Below are 15,523 nucleotides of genomic sequence, written 5' to 3'. Positions count from 1 at the left end.
TAGCATATCTGCCTTTCGCCGCCTGACATGTCCTTTGGGGCCGCTGTCAGTTCAGAGTAAAGGAGAAAAAGATCGATACCGAGGGGGGGCACGACGCCCCGGAGACACCCCTGTTTCGTCAGACAGTCTGTACCGCGTACAGCCTGAAACTCCCTAAACCTCAACAAACTGCCACTTCGACGTGAAGGTATCGTTCTGGCGCAGCCAAAAAGCACATGCCGGAGACTGTTTTTTAGGTTGTAGAGGGTAGTCATGAGCAAATTAAGTAGTGAAATGAAGGCCCTGACGAAGAAAGCAGGCGGCAGCTTCAAAACGGTAAATGACCGTATCCATATTACAAAACGGTTCAGTGAGCATTTACGCGAACTGAACATCCAGATCCGGCGGGTATGCGCCAAGACTGACTCTGGATTCTTTTCCGTTGAAACGATATTTGAGATACCAGATGCGTGAACCGCCCGGATTGACGAGCAGATACAGACCGTGAGAGTCGGAGAGTTTTACCGGACGGGAAGAGGTTTTTAACTTGCGGATTTTAGAATCGTTTAAAGACATTTGGGGGTCACTCCAGAATCGAACCAAACTGACCCCAGATCTGACCACCAAATTATCCCGATGCGGAGAGAAAACCAGATACGCACCGGGGAGGATTTTCACGCTAACTTACTGAACCGTAAACAAATAGAGATGTACAGATAAGCATGAAAACTTGAATTTGGCTCCTCTGACTGGACTCGAACCAGTGACATACGGATTAACAGTCCGCCGTTCTACCGACTGAACTACAGAGGAATCGTGTGAACAGGGCGCATGTTACTTAGCGGTACCTTGTCTGTCAACACTAAATTTCATAAGTCATTTCAATTGGTTAATTAATCTGCAAAGTTGTTAATTAATGAACATTCGTCGCCGAAAACGAGTCTGTATCATTAGCGTGATGCAGTCTCTGCAAAGGATCTTGTTGATAAAATTGGCAGAAACGTTGCCACAATGAAGGGAAACGAGGAGCAAAAAGCTCAGGGGCGCTAAAGAAATATTCAGAAAGTACGGCAAAACACTCAGCAGGATCACTGGCAGCATAAGCATCGATGCTCGCCGCATTCTCACCGACTAATTCGATCTCTTCCTGAATGTTGTTCATTGCGGCATGAAGATCGTGTTCCCAGCCAGCAACCTCACGCAACGGAATAAAGGGAACTCCGCTGGCGCGATCGCCGTTACGGGTGTCCAGCTTATGAGCGACTTCATGAATAATCAGGTTAAAACCAGAAGCATCAAACGAATCTTGTATATCCAACCAGTTCAAAACGATTGGCCCTTGCTGCCAGCTCTGACCTGACTGAACAATACGTTGGTTATGCACTAAACCGATATCGTCTTCCCACTCATCATCGACTACAAATGGCGCAGGGTAAATTAAGACTTCATGAAAACCATCCAGCCATTCTAGCCCTAACTCCAGAACGGGCAGGCAAAATAGAAGGGCTATCCGGCAGCTTCTTAATGAATCCAGCTCAAAGCCCTGTAAGGGAACAAGCCGTTTTTGCTGTAAAAAACGTTCGGCAAGAGTGACTAATTTGCTTTGTTCCTGTTCTGTCAGGCACGTTAAAAGGGGAATCGATAGTGCTTCCTGCCAGGGAAGGGCAGTTTGATGTGCTGATTCTTGTACTTTCCAGGGCCACTTAATCATCGTTTTGCTCGCAAACTCGTCACTTGAACAAAATTGCACGGACAGGGACTGTTAAAATGCCAAATTTCCTGGCATCATGGCAACCATCTGAACGGAGAGATGCCGGAGCGGCTGAACGGACCGGTCTCGAAAACCGGAGTAGGGGCAACTCTACCGGGGGTTCAAATCCCCCTCTCTCCGCCACTTTATCAATGACTTATCTCCTAACTTCCCGCCTTGCTTTTTCTTAACAGAACAATCGTAGAATATTCTTGAAGGGTTAGATCGTCACTGTTTTCTGTTCGATACTGTGACATTCAGCACTTGATTCGCTATGGATCAGACAGGAAGGTTTCGAGCGAAAATCTACTGTTATTCAGTCGTTTTCTTATCGGTCACCATTATTCTTCTCATCTTATGCTTTAGATATTGATCCTATGAAACCGATGTTACGTTAGTGGGCGGGAACTGAAGTTACGGAGTAAAAGGGTTAATAATTGAGCCAAAAAAGGAACGCGGCCGTCAGATTAAAGCCGCGGGACAAAGTCCATAATTTCCAAGAGTTGTTGAATTTCCCAGCTTTTTTGAAAGCCTTTGTATCATACTAACAAGTAAAAAAGGTTTAAATACCAAAATTAACCTATATTTCTGGTTAGCTTTACCATGACAGATGACTTGCTCCTGGAGACATTGGCGCTACCAGTCTGTATTGGTGAGTTGTGTATTTATTGTTCGCCGTTTCCTCAGTTTTTTTCTACAGACATAATAAAAAAGACACGTCTCAAGCATGAGCGTGTCTGAGTTTGTCTTATTTATTTGTCTTGGTAAATTATTGTCGTTACTACCAGGCACTGTTCTGTTAAATAACTGAAGTCAGCGCAAAAAAATCAATGAGACATCATCTCCTCGACCACTTCTTCGCTACTCAACTGATAGGGATAATACGTTGGCCAGTTTTCCATTTCATTCAATAAAGATTGCTGTGAATCATTACCCATAAAAATGTGAAAATGAGATGATTTTCGTGGTGCAATTATATGATCGCTAAACTGTATATATTTAGGAGCTTTGCTTTTAGGATCTTTACATTCGAATAAGTAACGAACGCCTTTCTTGCCTGATTTATAGGTGAGTATTTTGTAGCCATCGTAATCATATTTACAGGATGTAGTTTCGTTATTTCTATGGAATTCAACAATGCCGTCCTCAATACCAATCATTTCGATATCTGTCGCGTAGCCTTTCTGATAATAATCTTTAACTTCTGCGAATGTTTTGGTTTTATCTGCATTCGCTTTCTTTCGAAAGACGGGGTCAAGCTTGCCATTTTGCAGTAAGGGATAAACGGATTGCCAGACTCCATCCCAGTCACTGAGCGTTCGGTTTTGTACATTGGCATCATCAAAAACACCGTTAGCCGCTTTTTGTTCGACCTCTGTTAGGGGGTTACCGTGTGAGTGATGACCATGCGAAAAGGCAGGACCGCTAACAATAAATACACCTAAAGCAATAGCCATTTTATGAAGACGAATCGCCAAAACAGTTTCCTCCAGAGTTATTGTATATGATGTGTTATGTTATATTGTAACATATGACGAAATGCAATAACTTTTAGGAAACAAGAGCATAGTTTTCTCAGGTGTATTTACCTATCTTATTGAAATGAAATAAATTATGTCGATGATTTGAGGTTGATGACAAACGAAACATAACTTGATGCGATCTGTGTGGGCCGGATAAGGCGCTCACGCCGCATCCGGCAGGGATAACGCGTACTTTGTCGGCAATATGAAGTTATAGAGATAATTTGTTGTGAACCTGCTTGCGTAGCCGGTTGAAAAGGGAAAGCAACTTCTTATACCGTAAGGCTAAAAGCAGTACAGCCAGCCCTGCGTAGATGAGTGGCTGCGGTGAAATAATCTTCACTGACCACAGATAATGTATTGGGGCCAGGATCGCGACAAGATAGACGAAGTTATGCAACTGTTGCCAGTGTTTACCGAGTTTTCGTTGCATCGCCTGGGTTGAAGTGGACGCTAAAGCAAGCAAAACTACCCAGCTAATAATACCTAACGTTAAATAAGGTCGGGTGATTAACTCCTTACCTAATAGCGCCAGATTATTCACGCCCAGCTCCAGTAATGCGTAACTGGTTAAATGCAGTGTCGCCCAGGCAAAGCACCATAAGCCTAACAGGCGGCGAGTGCGTATCAATAATGGCTGCTTTGCGTAACGTGCCAGAGGTGTAACTAACAAGGTCGCCAGCAAAAATTTCAGTGCAGTGCGTCCGGTAAAATGCTGAATATCTTTCACCGGATCGGCTCCCAGTCCACCGTGATTGATCGCCCAGGCAAGCCAGAGCAACGGCAACAATCCGGCAAGATGCAGGCAAAGTTTTAGCCATGTCACCTGTTTTGCTGTCAGACGCATTTAGAAATTCTCCCGCAAATCCAGGCCACGATACAGCGATGCCACCTGCTCGGCGTATCCATTAAACAGTAGCGTTGGCTGGCGCTGTACATCGAGGATGCCGCCTGAACCAATAAATCGCTCAGTAGCCTGTGACCAGCGGGGGTGATCAACATGCGGATTAACGTTGGCGTAAAAACCGTATTCATCAGGCGCTGCCATATTCCAGGTGGTTGGCGGACGCTCGCGGGTCAGCTTAATACTGACGATCGATTTAATCCCTTTAAAGCCATATTTCCACGGCACAATCAGTCGCACCGGCGCGCCATTTTGTGGCGGTAACGCCTTGCCATAAACACCTACGGTCATCAGTGTGAGCGGATGCATTGCTTCGTCGAGACGTAATCCCTCGACATAAGGATATTTAAGCCCGCCGCCAATAAAGCGATCCTGCTGGCCTGGCATCTGTTCCGGCGCATAAATTGTTTCGAAAGCGACATACTTCGCATTGCTGGTGGGTTCGGCAAGCGCCAGCAATTTGTGCAGCGGAAAACCAATCCACGGCACCACCATCGACCATGCTTCTACGCAGCGCATACGATAAATACGCTCTTCCAGTGGGAAGCGACGAGTTAAATCATCGTGATCGAGTGTTAATGGTTTTGCCACTTCGCCACTGATTTTCAGTGTCCATGGATCGGTTTTCAGGCTACCAGCATTAGCGGCGGGATCGGCTTTATCTAGCCCGAATTCATAGAAGTTGTTATAGCCGGAAACTTTATCTTCTGGCGTCAGCGGTAGGTTATTTTGCCAGGCGGCAGGCTTGCTGAACTCCAGCGGTTTCCCTGCGGGGGCGGGCGGACGATCGTTCCCTTTAAACCAGCTAAGCAGATCAGCATGTGCGGCGTGAGGCAAAGAAAGTGCAGCTGCGCTGATGCCCAGTGCTTTTAACACCTGCCGACGCTGCATAAAGAATACCGACTCGGCAGTAATATCAGATTCTTTTAAAAATTGATTCTTTTTCATAAGCCATCACACTGTTTTGTCGTTAACCAGTAAGAGATTGTTAATCTGTCAGGGAGTCTCCTCCCTAACAGTAGCAGAGATCTGCTTTTACATATTTACGCATTAACTGCCACGATAGGTTGAATACCCATATTGGCTAAGTAACAAAGGTACATGATAATGCTCGTTCACTTTATTAATTTGAAACTCAACAGGGATCTCAGGGAAGAAACTTTCAAGATTTTGTTTCTTAAAATATTCTCCAGTTTTAAATACAACACGGTAATCGCCCGTGGTTGCAGTTTGCTCGGGCCACAGTGCCTTGATTCGTCCATCCTTATCTGTTTTGGCGGTATTAAGTTGTAACCAGCCGTTATCCGCTTTCTTTTCCAGAGTGACTGTCACGTCGGCAGCGGGTTTTCCTGTTTGCTGGTTCAAAATGTGCACGCTAAGAATGTTTTGTTGTGCGGCATAAACCAAAGAAGGTAATGAAAATGCAGCCGTTGCAACCGAGAGTAGTAAATAACGCTTTAACATGTTTATATCCTTGTCATGTGAATGAGTTTTGAGGATAGCGAAAAAACGTCTGTGATAACCTTACAGAAGCATTACAATTTTGTAATGAACCAGGCTGTTTCTATAACATATGATTTATGGCATATTATTTTCATGAAGATTCTACTTATTGAAGATAATCAAAGGACCCAGGAATGGGTAACGCAGGGGCTTTCAGAAGCAGGTTATGTCATTGATGCGGTTTCTGATGGCAGAGATGGGCTTTATCTTGCGCTGAAGGATGATTATGCATTGATCATTCTGGATATTATGCTTCCGGGTATGGATGGCTGGCAGATCTTACAAACGTTACGAACGGCAAAGCAAACCCCCGTTATTTGCCTTACAGCAAGGGATTCTGTCGATGACAGAGTCAGAGGGCTGGACAGTGGGGCAAATGATTATCTGGTAAAACCTTTTTCATTTTCTGAGTTGCTGGCGAGGGTTCGGGCACAATTAAGGCAACATCATGCGCTGAATTCAACATTAGAAATCAGCGGATTAAGAATGGACTCTGTCAGCCAAAGTGTGAGCAGGGACAATATCAGTATTACACTGACGCGCAAGGAGTTTCAATTACTTTGGCTACTGGCCTCCAGAGCTGGCGAAATTATACCCAGAACGGTTATTGCGAGTGAAATTTGGGGAATCAATTTCGATAGTGATACTAATACGGTGGATGTCGCTATTCGCAGGCTCCGCGCAAAAGTTGATGATCCTTTTCCTGAAAAGCTAATCGCTACAATCCGGGGAATGGGGTATTCATTTGTAGCGGTAAAAAAATAATGAAAAGATTATCTATAACCGTCCGTTTAACCTTGCTTTTTATATTGCTACTGTCTGTCGCTGGCGCTGGAATTGTCTGGACTCTCTATAATGGCCTGGCAAGTGAGTTGAAATGGCGCGATGATACAACACTCATTAACCGGACTGCACAGATCAAGCAGTTACTAATTGATGGGGTAAATCCATATACTTTACCTGTCTATTTTAACCGGATGATGGATGTTAGTCAGGATATCTTGATCATTCATGGTGATGGCATCAATAAAATTGTTAACCGGACGAATGTCAGTGATGATATGTTAAATAACATACCTACGACTGAGGCAATCAGTGCAGCTGGCATTTACAGAAGCATTATTAATGACACAGAGATAGATGCTTTACGAATTAACATTGATGAAATTTCGCCATCATTAACGGTTACTGTGGCTAAATTGGCTTCAGCCAGACATAACATGCTTGAACAGTATAAAATTAATAGCATTATAATTTGCATCGTCGCCATTATACTGTGCTCAGTATTAAGTCCGCTGTTAATCAGAACGGGATTACGAGAGATCAAAAAGTTGAGTGGGGTAACGGAAGCATTAAATTATAACGACACCCGAGAGCCTGTTGAGGTTATCGCACTACCGAGTGAATTAAAACCTCTTGGTCAGGCGTTGAATAAAATGCACCATGCTTTAGTAAAAGATTTTGAGCGCCTTAGCCAATTTGCTGACGATCTCGCTCATGAACTTAGAACGCCAATTAATGCATTACTGGGTCAGAATCAGGTGACGCTCAGTCAAACCCGAAGTATCAGTGAATATCAAAAAACAATTGCCGGAAATATTGAAGAGCTGGAAAATATTTCGCGGTTAACAGAGAATATACTGTTTCTTGCCAGAGCAGATAAAAGCAATGTTTTGGTGAAACTGGATTCGCACTCTCTTAACAAGGAAATTGGGAATTTGTTAGACTATCTGGAATACCTTTCAGAAGAGAAAGAGATTCGTTTTCAGGTCGAGTGCAATCAGCAAATCTTTGCGGATGAAATTTTACTTCAACGAATGTTATCGAATCTTATTGTTAACGCCATTCGATATTCACCAGAAAAATCGTGCATTCATATAACCAGTTTTCTTGATGCCAACGGCTCTCTTAATATTGATATCGCCAGCCCTGGATCGAAAATTAGTGAGCCGGAAAAACTCTTCCGTAGATTTTGGCGGGGAGATAATTCGCGTCATTCTGCAGGTCAGGGGCTTGGCCTTTCTTTAGTCAAAGCAATTGCCGAATTGCATGGGGGAAGTGCTACGTATCACTATTTAAATCAACATAATGTGTTCCGTATTACGTTACCGCAAAGAAATTAACCTAGGGCTTCAGTACGCCACAGGTTAACCGTGAAAAAACGCAGCCACGTCGTGAGTACTCACGTGGCTGCGATTGATTATGCGCTTATATTACAATGTAACAGGGATTAACCCACGTAAGCTGCCAGCATTTCCTGTGCTGCCAGTTTACCCAACGCATTCGCAGCGAAAGGACTGTCGCCGGTGAGCAGTTTACGGTCTTTATGAACTCGCCCGGTGATGTCGTCATTAATAATGTTCATGCCCATTTTCTTCAGCTCTTCGCCGAAGTACCAGGTGAGATGACCCGGCATATAGCCAATATCTGGCGTTTGTTTGTCTGCGGCGTCTGGGAATGCGCAAATGGAATAACCGTTCAGTGGGTTATCGCTGTGGCGAAGCGCCAGAAATGCCGCTGGGCCGTGGCAAAGGGAGATAACAAAACGGTCATTTTTGATTGCCCACTGTAAAGCGGCAGCTACGTCCTGGCTTTCTGGTAAACCAATAAGTGCGCCATGACCACCAGGAACAAAGATTGCTGCATATTCGCTGTCAGCATTGAGGCTGGCGACAATATCCGCGAGTTTCTTCGGATTGCGGAACAACGATTTATGCTGCTCAAAGAACGGCATTACTTTTTCATCTTTGTGTGGCATAGCCCAGTATTCAAACTTGGTCATCAGGCCGGAAATGGTCGCCACTTCGAATTCGAAACCTGCCGCATGGAGATGATACAACGGTAGCAACGTTTCAATCGGATGGTTACCGGTTGAGAACAATTTGCCATTGTCGGTCGGCAAATAACGTTCGTCCGCGGCGATCACCAGAATTTTGTGTTTACCGCGATACGGTTTTGGGTAGTCCACGCCATCAAGATCAGAGACGGGACTGGTATATTGGCTAAGCGAATATTCTGAAGGGAAGAATGCATTATCTTCAGCAGTATCGACCTGCGGATCTTTACTTTTTTGAACAGTCATAGTGTATTCCTTGTTGTTGCTTAGTTAGGTTAGTCACTATATTTGCGACTGAGCTGGTCGCTATTTTTAACCAGGCTGGAAAAATGAGTCAATATATCGAAAGCGGTAGGCGACGAGGGAAAATATGTAATGATGATGCTGCACTGATGTTGAATGTTTCTCACGCCAAATTTTCCTTTTTGAGTCATGTGGTCACAAGTGACTTCAATGATTTTAGACCATTATCAGAGATCTGGGACGACGATGAGAGATTTAGTGCTATGGAATATTGCTATTCTGTTGAATATTTATATCCCGAACTGCTGTAGAAAAGGCTTTTTTCATGCACTATTTTTGCAAATATTTTTATATGGGAGGTGGTTTTGTTGCGGATTAATTCATAAAGAAATGCATTTGGGGTGGCTGGAAGAGTCGCTGGTAGATGTTATTGTGCCAGGAGGGGCAGGGTAAGGTGCTGTATCGATATGTTTGGCAATTGCGTGTGCCGTAGATGGAGATGAAATGATCTTACCCAGTAATAGTGGACACTCGGCTAAGTGAGTAAACTCTCAGTCAGAGGTGACTCACATGACAAAATCTGTATCAACCAGCAAAAAAGCACGTAAACAACATTCGCCTGAATTTCGCAGTGAAGCCCTGAAACTTGCTGAACGCATCGGTGTGCTGCCGCAGCCCGTGAACTCAGCCTGTATGAATCACAGCTCAACAACTGGCGCAGTAAACAGCAACATCAGCAGACTTCTTCTGAACGTGAGCTGGAGATGCCCACCGGGGTTGCACGTCTCAAACGCCAGCTGGCAGAGCGGGATGAAGAGCTGGCCATCCTCCAAAAGGCCGCGACATACTTCGCGAAGCACCTGAAATGAAGTATGTCTTTATTGAAAAACATCAGGCGGAGTTCAGCATCAAAGCAATGTGCCGTGTGCTCCGGGTGGCCCGCAGCGGCTGGTATACATGGTGTCAGCGGCGTACAAGGATAAGCAAGCGTCTGCAGTTCCGCCATCAGGTGTGTGCGCTGCTAATGTCATACTCACAGACCAGCCTTGAACGATGACCATGACGTTACAGGACTGAGAATTGGGTAACGTTGAGCAGCCAGAAGAAGTCTGTCAGTCCTATCAGGTAAATATTTCAGCAGATCAAAACCTTCAGTGTGAAGTTGTGGATGTATCCGGCACGGCGTGTTTCGGCCTCATTCTTGAGATCGACCGGGGTGTACCGACGCTGCATATCGACACAGGGAGTGATTCACTGCTGCATATTCACGCAGCTCACAACGGACTGGTACTAATACCGGATTCACCAAGCCATGGATATGAAAATGCCCCAGTAGATCGTTTTTCGTATAACAGCCCGTCCCTGTGGGTGCCAGGGGTGTAACAAGGTATTAAACCCAGCGGCATAGAAGCCAAGGGTAATTAAACAAACAACTAAATAGCTCAGGGGATTACTGATGAGCGATTTTTGATAGTTCCGTTCAGATATATAAGGTGTAATTGTGCCAGAGATCATCTCAGGCACAATTTATTAGCCCAGGACGTTAATTTAAGTCGCTGCACTGGTAACTTGGGTGTTGACAGTTAGGGCTAAGATATTCAGCGATGGTGTTAAATTCGGATTGTTGTGTATAAATTAATAGTTCATCGTGAGGAATAGCGAGGTTACTATGGTTAGTGTGACGAGTAATATATATCCAAATAAAACAGAGAATGATAATAGCCAGTTACAAAATCAGAATCTAAGGGAGAGTATCGAAAAAAGCCTCGAGAGTAATATTTCTAAGTTAAATGCGATGGAACAAAGTGGCCTGCTCGATAATTATAGGGCAAGGTCTCACGATGACAGTTTTCGTGAAGTTTTTCGCAGTTTATTATTATACATTTTAGATTCTTTTCATATCTATCGGCATGATATTAGTGATAAATTGGTTCCTTATTTTCATGTTACGCCTGAATCGGAGAATGAGAATTATAAGACATGGATTGCCGTTACAGGCATGGATAGTTATACAAAAATTGAGCAGACCGGAAGTAATAAATTTAAAGTCACTGATATGTATCGTGAGCTCAATAACAAAAAAACATGTTTTGATCAAAAGAGTAGGGAAAAGGATTTTAGTGGTCGAAATGTAAAAGAGTTTATAAGGTTATTATCAGATCACGATCAATTTGAAAAACATCAACTCTCAGAATTAACAGTTGCTGCAAATGCTCTTAAGCTGGAAGTTGCTAAAAATAACTATAACATGTCCTCCTGTACTGATAAGCAAATCGAATGCCGAATGATCGAGCTTCTAAAGGAACAAAAAGATTTAATTCCAGAACAGTATTTACATCAATCAGGTATGGAAAACCTTACGCTTGGAGAGGCGGAATTTAGCTCACTCTTTGCAGATGCAGAAAGACAAGTTCTGGAGGGAAGTTCATTTGTTTTATGTTGTGGTGAAAAAATAAACAGCACTATAAGAGACTTACTTAGCGAAAAATTTCATGCCAACGAATCTTTCACTCGCTCTGGATCTCTTTCTCATGATGTTTATGAGGAAATATTCAAGAAATTTATTTTCAAATCTGATGAATGTCATCTGGTGAGAGAGTCTTTAGAGCAGGATCGTATAACGCCAGAAAAAAGAGAAGAAATTATTTCTTGTTTATCCAGTCCTACCGGGATTGGAAATTTGTTTTATGCTTGTTCACAAGCATTTCATGTTGCTAATGATAACGCTGCACATGATGTGCGTAGCGCCGCTCTAGCTGTTAGCGATAAATTAATTGATTGTCCGAGTTTTGTTGCTTTGAATGGTAGACATAACCATCTTCATGCCGATTTCTCAGCAAACGGATTCACACAAACCCTTTACGTTTTAAGAGCAGTCGTAAATAGCGAGAATAACAACTTTGATATTGCTAATTATATCTATACCACTAAAGGCGAAAGTATCATCCATAACAACGCTGAAGATGATAATCGGTCAAGGGATAATGATATCCGCAATATAAAGAGAAATTTCTCTGGCAATATTACGATTGCAACTTACAAATAATTCGCTTTTTTCAGTAATACGCGCAAAACGCTTACCTCTTAGGTAAGCGTTTTGACGATAAACCCAACATCATTAGGCCAATACATACCCCATATCTACTTGAACAACATCGCGCTTATCGTTAAGGTATGCGCGTTTTTATCCGCCAGGATCCAATCATGATCACCGTTGCCCTTACATACCCTTACCCACAAGTTTTCTGGGATATTTCTATGTCATTAATTGACAACATTAATCGTGTTAATCCTGACCATATTGCTTTTGGGCCTGGTGGCGAATCATTTTTTCTTGCCAGATATCCTCCAGGTCTCGCCAACATTACTGTTGCTGTTTTTATATCAGGAGGATTTTTCGGAGGTGCTGTATTTTCAACAAGAAGCCAGAGGTATTTCCACTCATCTCCGGGGGAAATAAATTTGCTAGATATTTCTGGCATAGTTTTATACAATGAGATTATATACATGATTCGCCAGGCTATTATTAAATATAGCGCGAGACTGTTCTGGGTTCTTTCAAACGTTTCAAGCTATAATGTCTCAACCTGACATCCACTTTTTAATACTTAAAAAAAACTTCAATTTGCCAGCGTTGTAAATACCACTGAATAAGTTGTGCTGGTTCCGTTAAATCTTCAACAGGAATACTACTCATTAACTACCAGATAAGAGGTTGGGTCCCTTTCGGTGGGTTTCTTTCTTTTGCAAGCAAAACTGTTACGGTTACCGGAACACAACGAAGCTTTCCTCTACGTCCGGTGGGGGGATGCAGTGTCAGTCTGGCCAGGCGCAATTCCTGTGTCACTGTTCTGACTAGCTGCCCCCGCCCATCTGGTATAGCGAATTCAACCAGTTGCTGCGGTGTAATCTCCATGATTCTTTCGTGCAACAACCTATGATCCCGTTTTCCATGGATATTCAGCGTGGCTCTGTTATTAAATTTCATTCTGACAAGCCAGTCAGCTTTTATTCCGGGAGTCTGTTCTGCGTGTTCAAACAGATCATAAAAATCGCCTTCGCGCTCAGAAATTGACAATACATGGGTAGCAGGGCATTGGCGGGCCAGTTCTGTTGCTTTATTATATCCTTCAACCCAACGCCAGGTTTCTTTTTCACTGACATGTTTTTATGAAGTAAATCATTGCAGATTTCTTATCGGGTATTTTTACTGGTCTTTAATTCATCCCTGAACCACTGATAGTCATCATAAACACCAAGGCAAACACCTGACTCACTGATGACGAGTTGAGGATGAAGAAATAAGTTTCTTTCATCTTTATATTTTTTAGGACCAACTCCCTGTTTTTCATTCAGACCAGAATAATTAAGTTCAATTGTATCCTGTAAAACTAAAACTCTTTTAAACTGCTGAGCTCTTTCAATGATGTTTTCTTTGTGAGGAGCCATGATTTTATTAGGCTGTGTCCCGTAATAGTTTGAGCTATAGTAACGGTCTGTTTCCACAACATATTGAACCATAGCTCGCTACGACCTCCCCGATGAAGCATGGGCCATCATCAAGCCCTTGTTGCCCCCTGAACCTGCCACACGACGGGCCGGGCGCCCATGTGCAGAGCATCGTAAAATCATCAACGGCATGTTCTGGGTATTGTGTTCCGGCGCACCATGGCGCGATTTACCCGAACGATATGGGCCATGGAAAACCGTTTATAACCGCTTTAACAGGTAGTCAAAGTCAGGCGTGATTAACATCATTTTCAACAGATTGCTTTCACTACTTGATGCGAACGGCTTTGTTGACTGGTCTGCCACAGCGCTGGATGGCAGTAATATCCGGGCACTAAAATGCGCCGCCGGAGCTCAAAAAAAATTCCGATATCGACGGAGATAATGGGCTGGGTCGCTCTCGAGGCGGTTTGGGCACCAAAATCCATCTGGCAACAGACGGAAGCGGGCTCCCGTTAAATATCGTGCTAAGCCCCGGGCAGTCTCATGAAGCCAGTTCGCGCAACGACTTCTGGACGGCATTGGCGTTCATCGTCAGAACGGTTGCATGAAACGCCGTGGTCATGTTGTGCTGGCCGACAAAGCGTACTCGGGACACACATTGCGCAACGAGCTGAAAAATAAAGGCATAAAGGCAGTCATCCCCCGAAAATCAAATGAAAAAATGGCATCGGATGGACGAGCACGACTTGATCGCGATGCGTATCGCAATCGCAACGTCGTTGAACGGTGCTTTGGTCGCCTGAAAGAATACCGCCGCATCGCTACGCGTTACGACAAAACGGCGAGAAATTATCTGGCGATGGTGAAACTGGGCTGCATCCGACTCTTTTATCAACGGTTGCGTAATTAAGGGACACAGCCTAGTGTTATGTTTTACAGTAACACGCCGAGGCGTGTTGGCTGATTAGAACTGGTAGACTAAGCCCACAGCAACGATATCATCGGTAGCGATGCCGTTTGCTTCGTAGAAGTCATCATCGTTGTCCAGCAGGTTAATTTTGTAATCAACATAGGTGGACATATTTTTGTTGAAGTAGTAGGTCGCACCGACTTCAACGTATTTAACCAGATCTTTGTTAGTGTAACGCGGGTCGCCGTTGCCGTCATGAGCCCAGCCGCCTAAATCCTTACCTTTAGATTGCAGGTAAGCGATGGACGGGCGCAGGCCGAAGTCGAACTGATACTGAGCAACAACTTCAAAGTTTTGGGTTTTGTTAGCGATGGCTGATCTTGATTCACCATTATCAAACTCGCCACCACCATATGGGGTCATATTGCGAGTTTCAGCGTACATAGCTGCTAAATACACATTATTAGCATCATATTTTGCACCAACAGTCCATGCTTCAGCGGTTTCACCACCAGCATTTCTGTTGCTATGGTTACGATCATTTAAACCAACTCCAACCTGGCGATCTGAGCGATCAGAGTTTGAATATGCAGCACCCAGACTTAAACCGAAGTCGAAGTCGTAGGATGTAGACATACCGAAACCATCACCATTTTCTTTGGAAAGGCTACGGCCATCACCACTACCGGAACCTTCCTGCCCGAAGGGGCCACCACTTTCATTATTACCCTGATATTGCAGAGCAAAGTTCAGACCATCAACCTGACCAAAGAAGCCATTGTTACGGTAGGTTGCAACGCCGTTGGTACGACCGTTCATGAAATTGTCGGCACCAGCATAGGTATCACCACCAAATTCTGGCAGCATATCGGTCCATGCTTCGATATCATATACGACACCGTAGTTACGACCATAGTCGAAAGTACCATTCTGACCAAAACCTAAACCTGCGAATGCCAGACGGGTAGCAGAGTTATCGCCATCGCCTTCTGTGCCATTTGCCTGCAGGTTGTATTCCCACTGACCGTAACCAGTGAATTGATCAGCGATCTGAGTTTCACCTTTGAAACCGATACGAGCATATGACATATCGCCATCAGCGCCCGAGTTGTCAGAGAAGTAGTGCAGACCTGCTACTTTTCCGTAGAAATCCAGTTTATTACCATCTTTATTATAGACTTCAGCCGCATTTGCTGCGCCAGCAACTAATAACGCCGGGACCAGCATTGCCAGAACTTTTCTTTTCATTATGTATTCCCTTGTGATTATAATCTTCATGAATATATCAATAAGTGCCGTTATCCAAAAAAAAGCACATTTGGATACTATTCTATGAAGTTCATTTTATTTTAAGGATTACATGTAACAAATGTATTTAAAAGATTTCAAAATGTTTCCAATCTATTTAATATAATTCAGAATT

Annotated in this window: 13 protein-coding genes, 2 tRNA genes and 4 pseudogenes; 9 read left to right on the top strand and 10 right to left on the bottom strand. The window is 43.8% G+C overall.

From position 1 onward, the window contains the following. Positions 1 to 252 precede the first annotated feature (252 nt). Positions 253 to 390 (top strand): annotated as a pseudogene (locus tag BEB42_RS22225) (phage integrase N-terminal domain-containing protein); the annotation flags it as partial. Here BEB42_RS22225 and BEB42_RS22220 read toward each other — a convergent pair. From BEB42_RS22220 to mtfA, 3 genes and pseudogenes are all read right to left on the bottom strand, one after another. Then, positions 385 to 555: pseudogene (locus tag BEB42_RS22220) on the bottom strand (Arm DNA-binding domain-containing protein); the annotation flags it as partial. The pseudogenes BEB42_RS22225 and BEB42_RS22220 overlap by 6 nt on opposite strands. Before the next feature lie 161 nt (positions 556 to 716). Further along, positions 717 to 792, bottom strand: a tRNA-Asn gene (locus BEB42_RS22215). Between the two features lie 100 nt (positions 793 to 892). Continuing rightward, on the bottom strand, positions 893 to 1,690 hold the full coding sequence (gene mtfA, locus BEB42_RS22210; RefSeq protein ID WP_001302302.1) for a DgsA anti-repressor MtfA: 798 nt from the start codon (positions 1,688 to 1,690) through the stop codon (positions 893 to 895). Between the two features lie 93 nt (positions 1,691 to 1,783). Here mtfA and BEB42_RS22205 point away from each other — a divergent pair. Continuing rightward, positions 1,784 to 1,873: transfer RNA gene (locus BEB42_RS22205), tRNA-Ser, on the top strand. Positions 1,874 to 2,556: 683 nt separating this feature from the next. Here BEB42_RS22205 and zinT read toward each other — a convergent pair. From zinT to hiuH, 4 genes are all read right to left on the bottom strand, one after another. Further along, positions 2,557 to 3,207, bottom strand: coding sequence for a metal-binding protein ZinT (zinT, locus tag BEB42_RS22195; protein ID WP_001007793.1), 651 nt, complete (start codon positions 3,205 to 3,207; stop codon positions 2,557 to 2,559). 256 nt (positions 3,208 to 3,463) lie between these two features. Then, the gene (gene msrQ, locus BEB42_RS22190) at positions 3,464 to 4,099 is read right to left on the bottom strand and encodes a protein-methionine-sulfoxide reductase heme-binding subunit MsrQ (protein ID WP_001240068.1); all 636 of its coding nucleotides are present in this window, start codon (positions 4,097 to 4,099) and stop codon (positions 3,464 to 3,466) included. Then, positions 4,100 to 5,104, bottom strand: coding sequence for a protein-methionine-sulfoxide reductase catalytic subunit MsrP (msrP, locus tag BEB42_RS22185; RefSeq protein WP_000740059.1), 1,005 nt, complete (start codon positions 5,102 to 5,104; stop codon positions 4,100 to 4,102). Between the two features lie 102 nt (positions 5,105 to 5,206). Then, complete coding sequence (gene hiuH, locus BEB42_RS22180) at positions 5,207 to 5,620, bottom strand: hydroxyisourate hydrolase (protein ID WP_000920116.1); 414 nt, start codon at positions 5,618 to 5,620, stop codon at positions 5,207 to 5,209. 132 nt (positions 5,621 to 5,752) lie between these two features. Between hiuH and hprR the strand changes: the two genes are divergently transcribed. Together hprR and BEB42_RS22170 are read left to right on the top strand one after the other, a co-directional pair. Next, positions 5,753 to 6,424: a response regulator transcription factor HprR gene (gene hprR, locus BEB42_RS22175; RefSeq protein WP_001339045.1), complete on the top strand. Its 672-nt coding sequence runs from the start codon at positions 5,753 to 5,755 to the stop codon at positions 6,422 to 6,424. After that, positions 6,424 to 7,782 (top strand): heavy metal sensor histidine kinase, encoded by a 1,359-nt coding sequence (locus BEB42_RS22170; protein ID WP_105267562.1) that lies wholly within the window; start codon positions 6,424 to 6,426, stop codon positions 7,780 to 7,782. Before hprR ends, BEB42_RS22170 begins: the two co-directional genes overlap by 1 nt. Positions 7,783 to 7,889: 107 nt before the next feature. Here BEB42_RS22170 and hchA read toward each other — a convergent pair whose 3' ends face one another. Then, on the bottom strand, positions 7,890 to 8,741 hold the full coding sequence (hchA, locus tag BEB42_RS22165) for a glyoxalase III HchA (RefSeq protein WP_000218041.1): 852 nt from the start codon (positions 8,739 to 8,741) through the stop codon (positions 7,890 to 7,892). A gap of 567 nt (positions 8,742 to 9,308) precedes the next feature. On the opposite strand from hchA, the pseudogene BEB42_RS22155 reads away from it, so the two are divergent. The 4 genes and pseudogenes from BEB42_RS22155 to BEB42_RS26845 all read left to right on the top strand — a co-directional run. Continuing rightward, positions 9,309 to 9,741, top strand: a pseudogene (locus BEB42_RS22155) (transposase); the annotation flags it as partial. Positions 9,742 to 9,818: 77 nt separating this feature from the next. Next, positions 9,819 to 10,121 (top strand): hypothetical protein, encoded by a 303-nt coding sequence (locus tag BEB42_RS26510; RefSeq protein WP_000528690.1) that lies wholly within the window; start codon positions 9,819 to 9,821, stop codon positions 10,119 to 10,121. A 286-nt stretch (positions 10,122 to 10,407) separates the two neighbouring features. Continuing rightward, on the top strand, positions 10,408 to 11,784 hold the full coding sequence (locus BEB42_RS22150) for a hypothetical protein (protein ID WP_000255418.1): 1,377 nt from the start codon (positions 10,408 to 10,410) through the stop codon (positions 11,782 to 11,784). Between the two features lie 158 nt (positions 11,785 to 11,942). Then, entirely contained in the window at positions 11,943 to 12,329 is a 387-nt protein-coding gene (locus tag BEB42_RS26845; protein ID WP_000633686.1) for a hypothetical protein, read from the top strand. Positions 12,330 to 12,932: 603 nt separating this feature from the next. On the opposite strand, the gene BEB42_RS26415 is transcribed toward BEB42_RS26845, so the two are convergent. Then, positions 12,933 to 13,244, bottom strand: coding sequence for a hypothetical protein (locus BEB42_RS26415; RefSeq protein ID WP_157945120.1), 312 nt, complete (start codon positions 13,242 to 13,244; stop codon positions 12,933 to 12,935). Between the two features lie 13 nt (positions 13,245 to 13,257). Between BEB42_RS26415 and BEB42_RS22140 the strand changes: the two are divergent. Further along, a pseudogene (locus BEB42_RS22140) lies at positions 13,258 to 14,100 on the top strand (IS5 family transposase). Between the two features lie 54 nt (positions 14,101 to 14,154). On the opposite strand, the gene ompC reads toward BEB42_RS22140, so the two are convergent. After that, on the bottom strand, positions 14,155 to 15,348 hold the full coding sequence (gene ompC, locus BEB42_RS22135; protein ID WP_000824399.1) for a porin OmpC: 1,194 nt from the start codon (positions 15,346 to 15,348) through the stop codon (positions 14,155 to 14,157). Positions 15,349 to 15,523 lie beyond the last annotated feature (175 nt).

The sequence above is a fragment of the Escherichia sp. MOD1-EC5990 genome (assembly GCF_002965285.1).
Taxonomy (GTDB): Bacteria; Pseudomonadota; Gammaproteobacteria; order Enterobacterales; family Enterobacteriaceae; genus Escherichia; species Escherichia coli_F.
Note: the sequence above shows the minus strand (reverse complement) of the source record. Positions and strands in the feature narration are given on the sequence as shown.

Excerpts from the sequence above, each read along its gene's own strand:
- mtfA (WP_001302302.1), bottom strand. The coding sequence starts at position 1,690 with ATGATTAAGTGGCCCTGGAAAGTACAAGAATCAGCACATCAAACTGCC.
- msrQ (WP_001240068.1), bottom strand. The coding sequence starts at position 4,099 with ATGCGTCTGACAGCAAAACAGGTGACATGGCTAAAACTTTGCCTGCAT.
- msrP (WP_000740059.1), bottom strand. The coding sequence starts at position 5,104 with ATGAAAAAGAATCAATTTTTAAAAGAATCTGATATTACTGCCGAGTCG.
- hiuH (WP_000920116.1), bottom strand. The coding sequence starts at position 5,620 with ATGTTAAAGCGTTATTTACTACTCTCGGTTGCAACGGCTGCATTTTCA.
- hprR (WP_001339045.1), top strand. The coding sequence starts at position 5,753 with ATGAAGATTCTACTTATTGAAGATAATCAAAGGACCCAGGAATGGGTA.
- BEB42_RS22170 (WP_105267562.1), top strand. The coding sequence starts at position 6,424 with ATGAAAAGATTATCTATAACCGTCCGTTTAACCTTGCTTTTTATATTG.
- hchA (WP_000218041.1), bottom strand. The coding sequence starts at position 8,741 with ATGACTGTTCAAAAAAGTAAAGATCCGCAGGTCGATACTGCTGAAGAT.
- BEB42_RS22150 (WP_000255418.1), top strand. The coding sequence starts at position 10,408 with ATGGTTAGTGTGACGAGTAATATATATCCAAATAAAACAGAGAATGAT.
- BEB42_RS26845 (WP_000633686.1), top strand. The coding sequence starts at position 11,943 with ATGATCACCGTTGCCCTTACATACCCTTACCCACAAGTTTTCTGGGAT.
- ompC (WP_000824399.1), bottom strand. The coding sequence starts at position 15,348 with ATGAAAAGAAAAGTTCTGGCAATGCTGGTCCCGGCGTTATTAGTTGCT.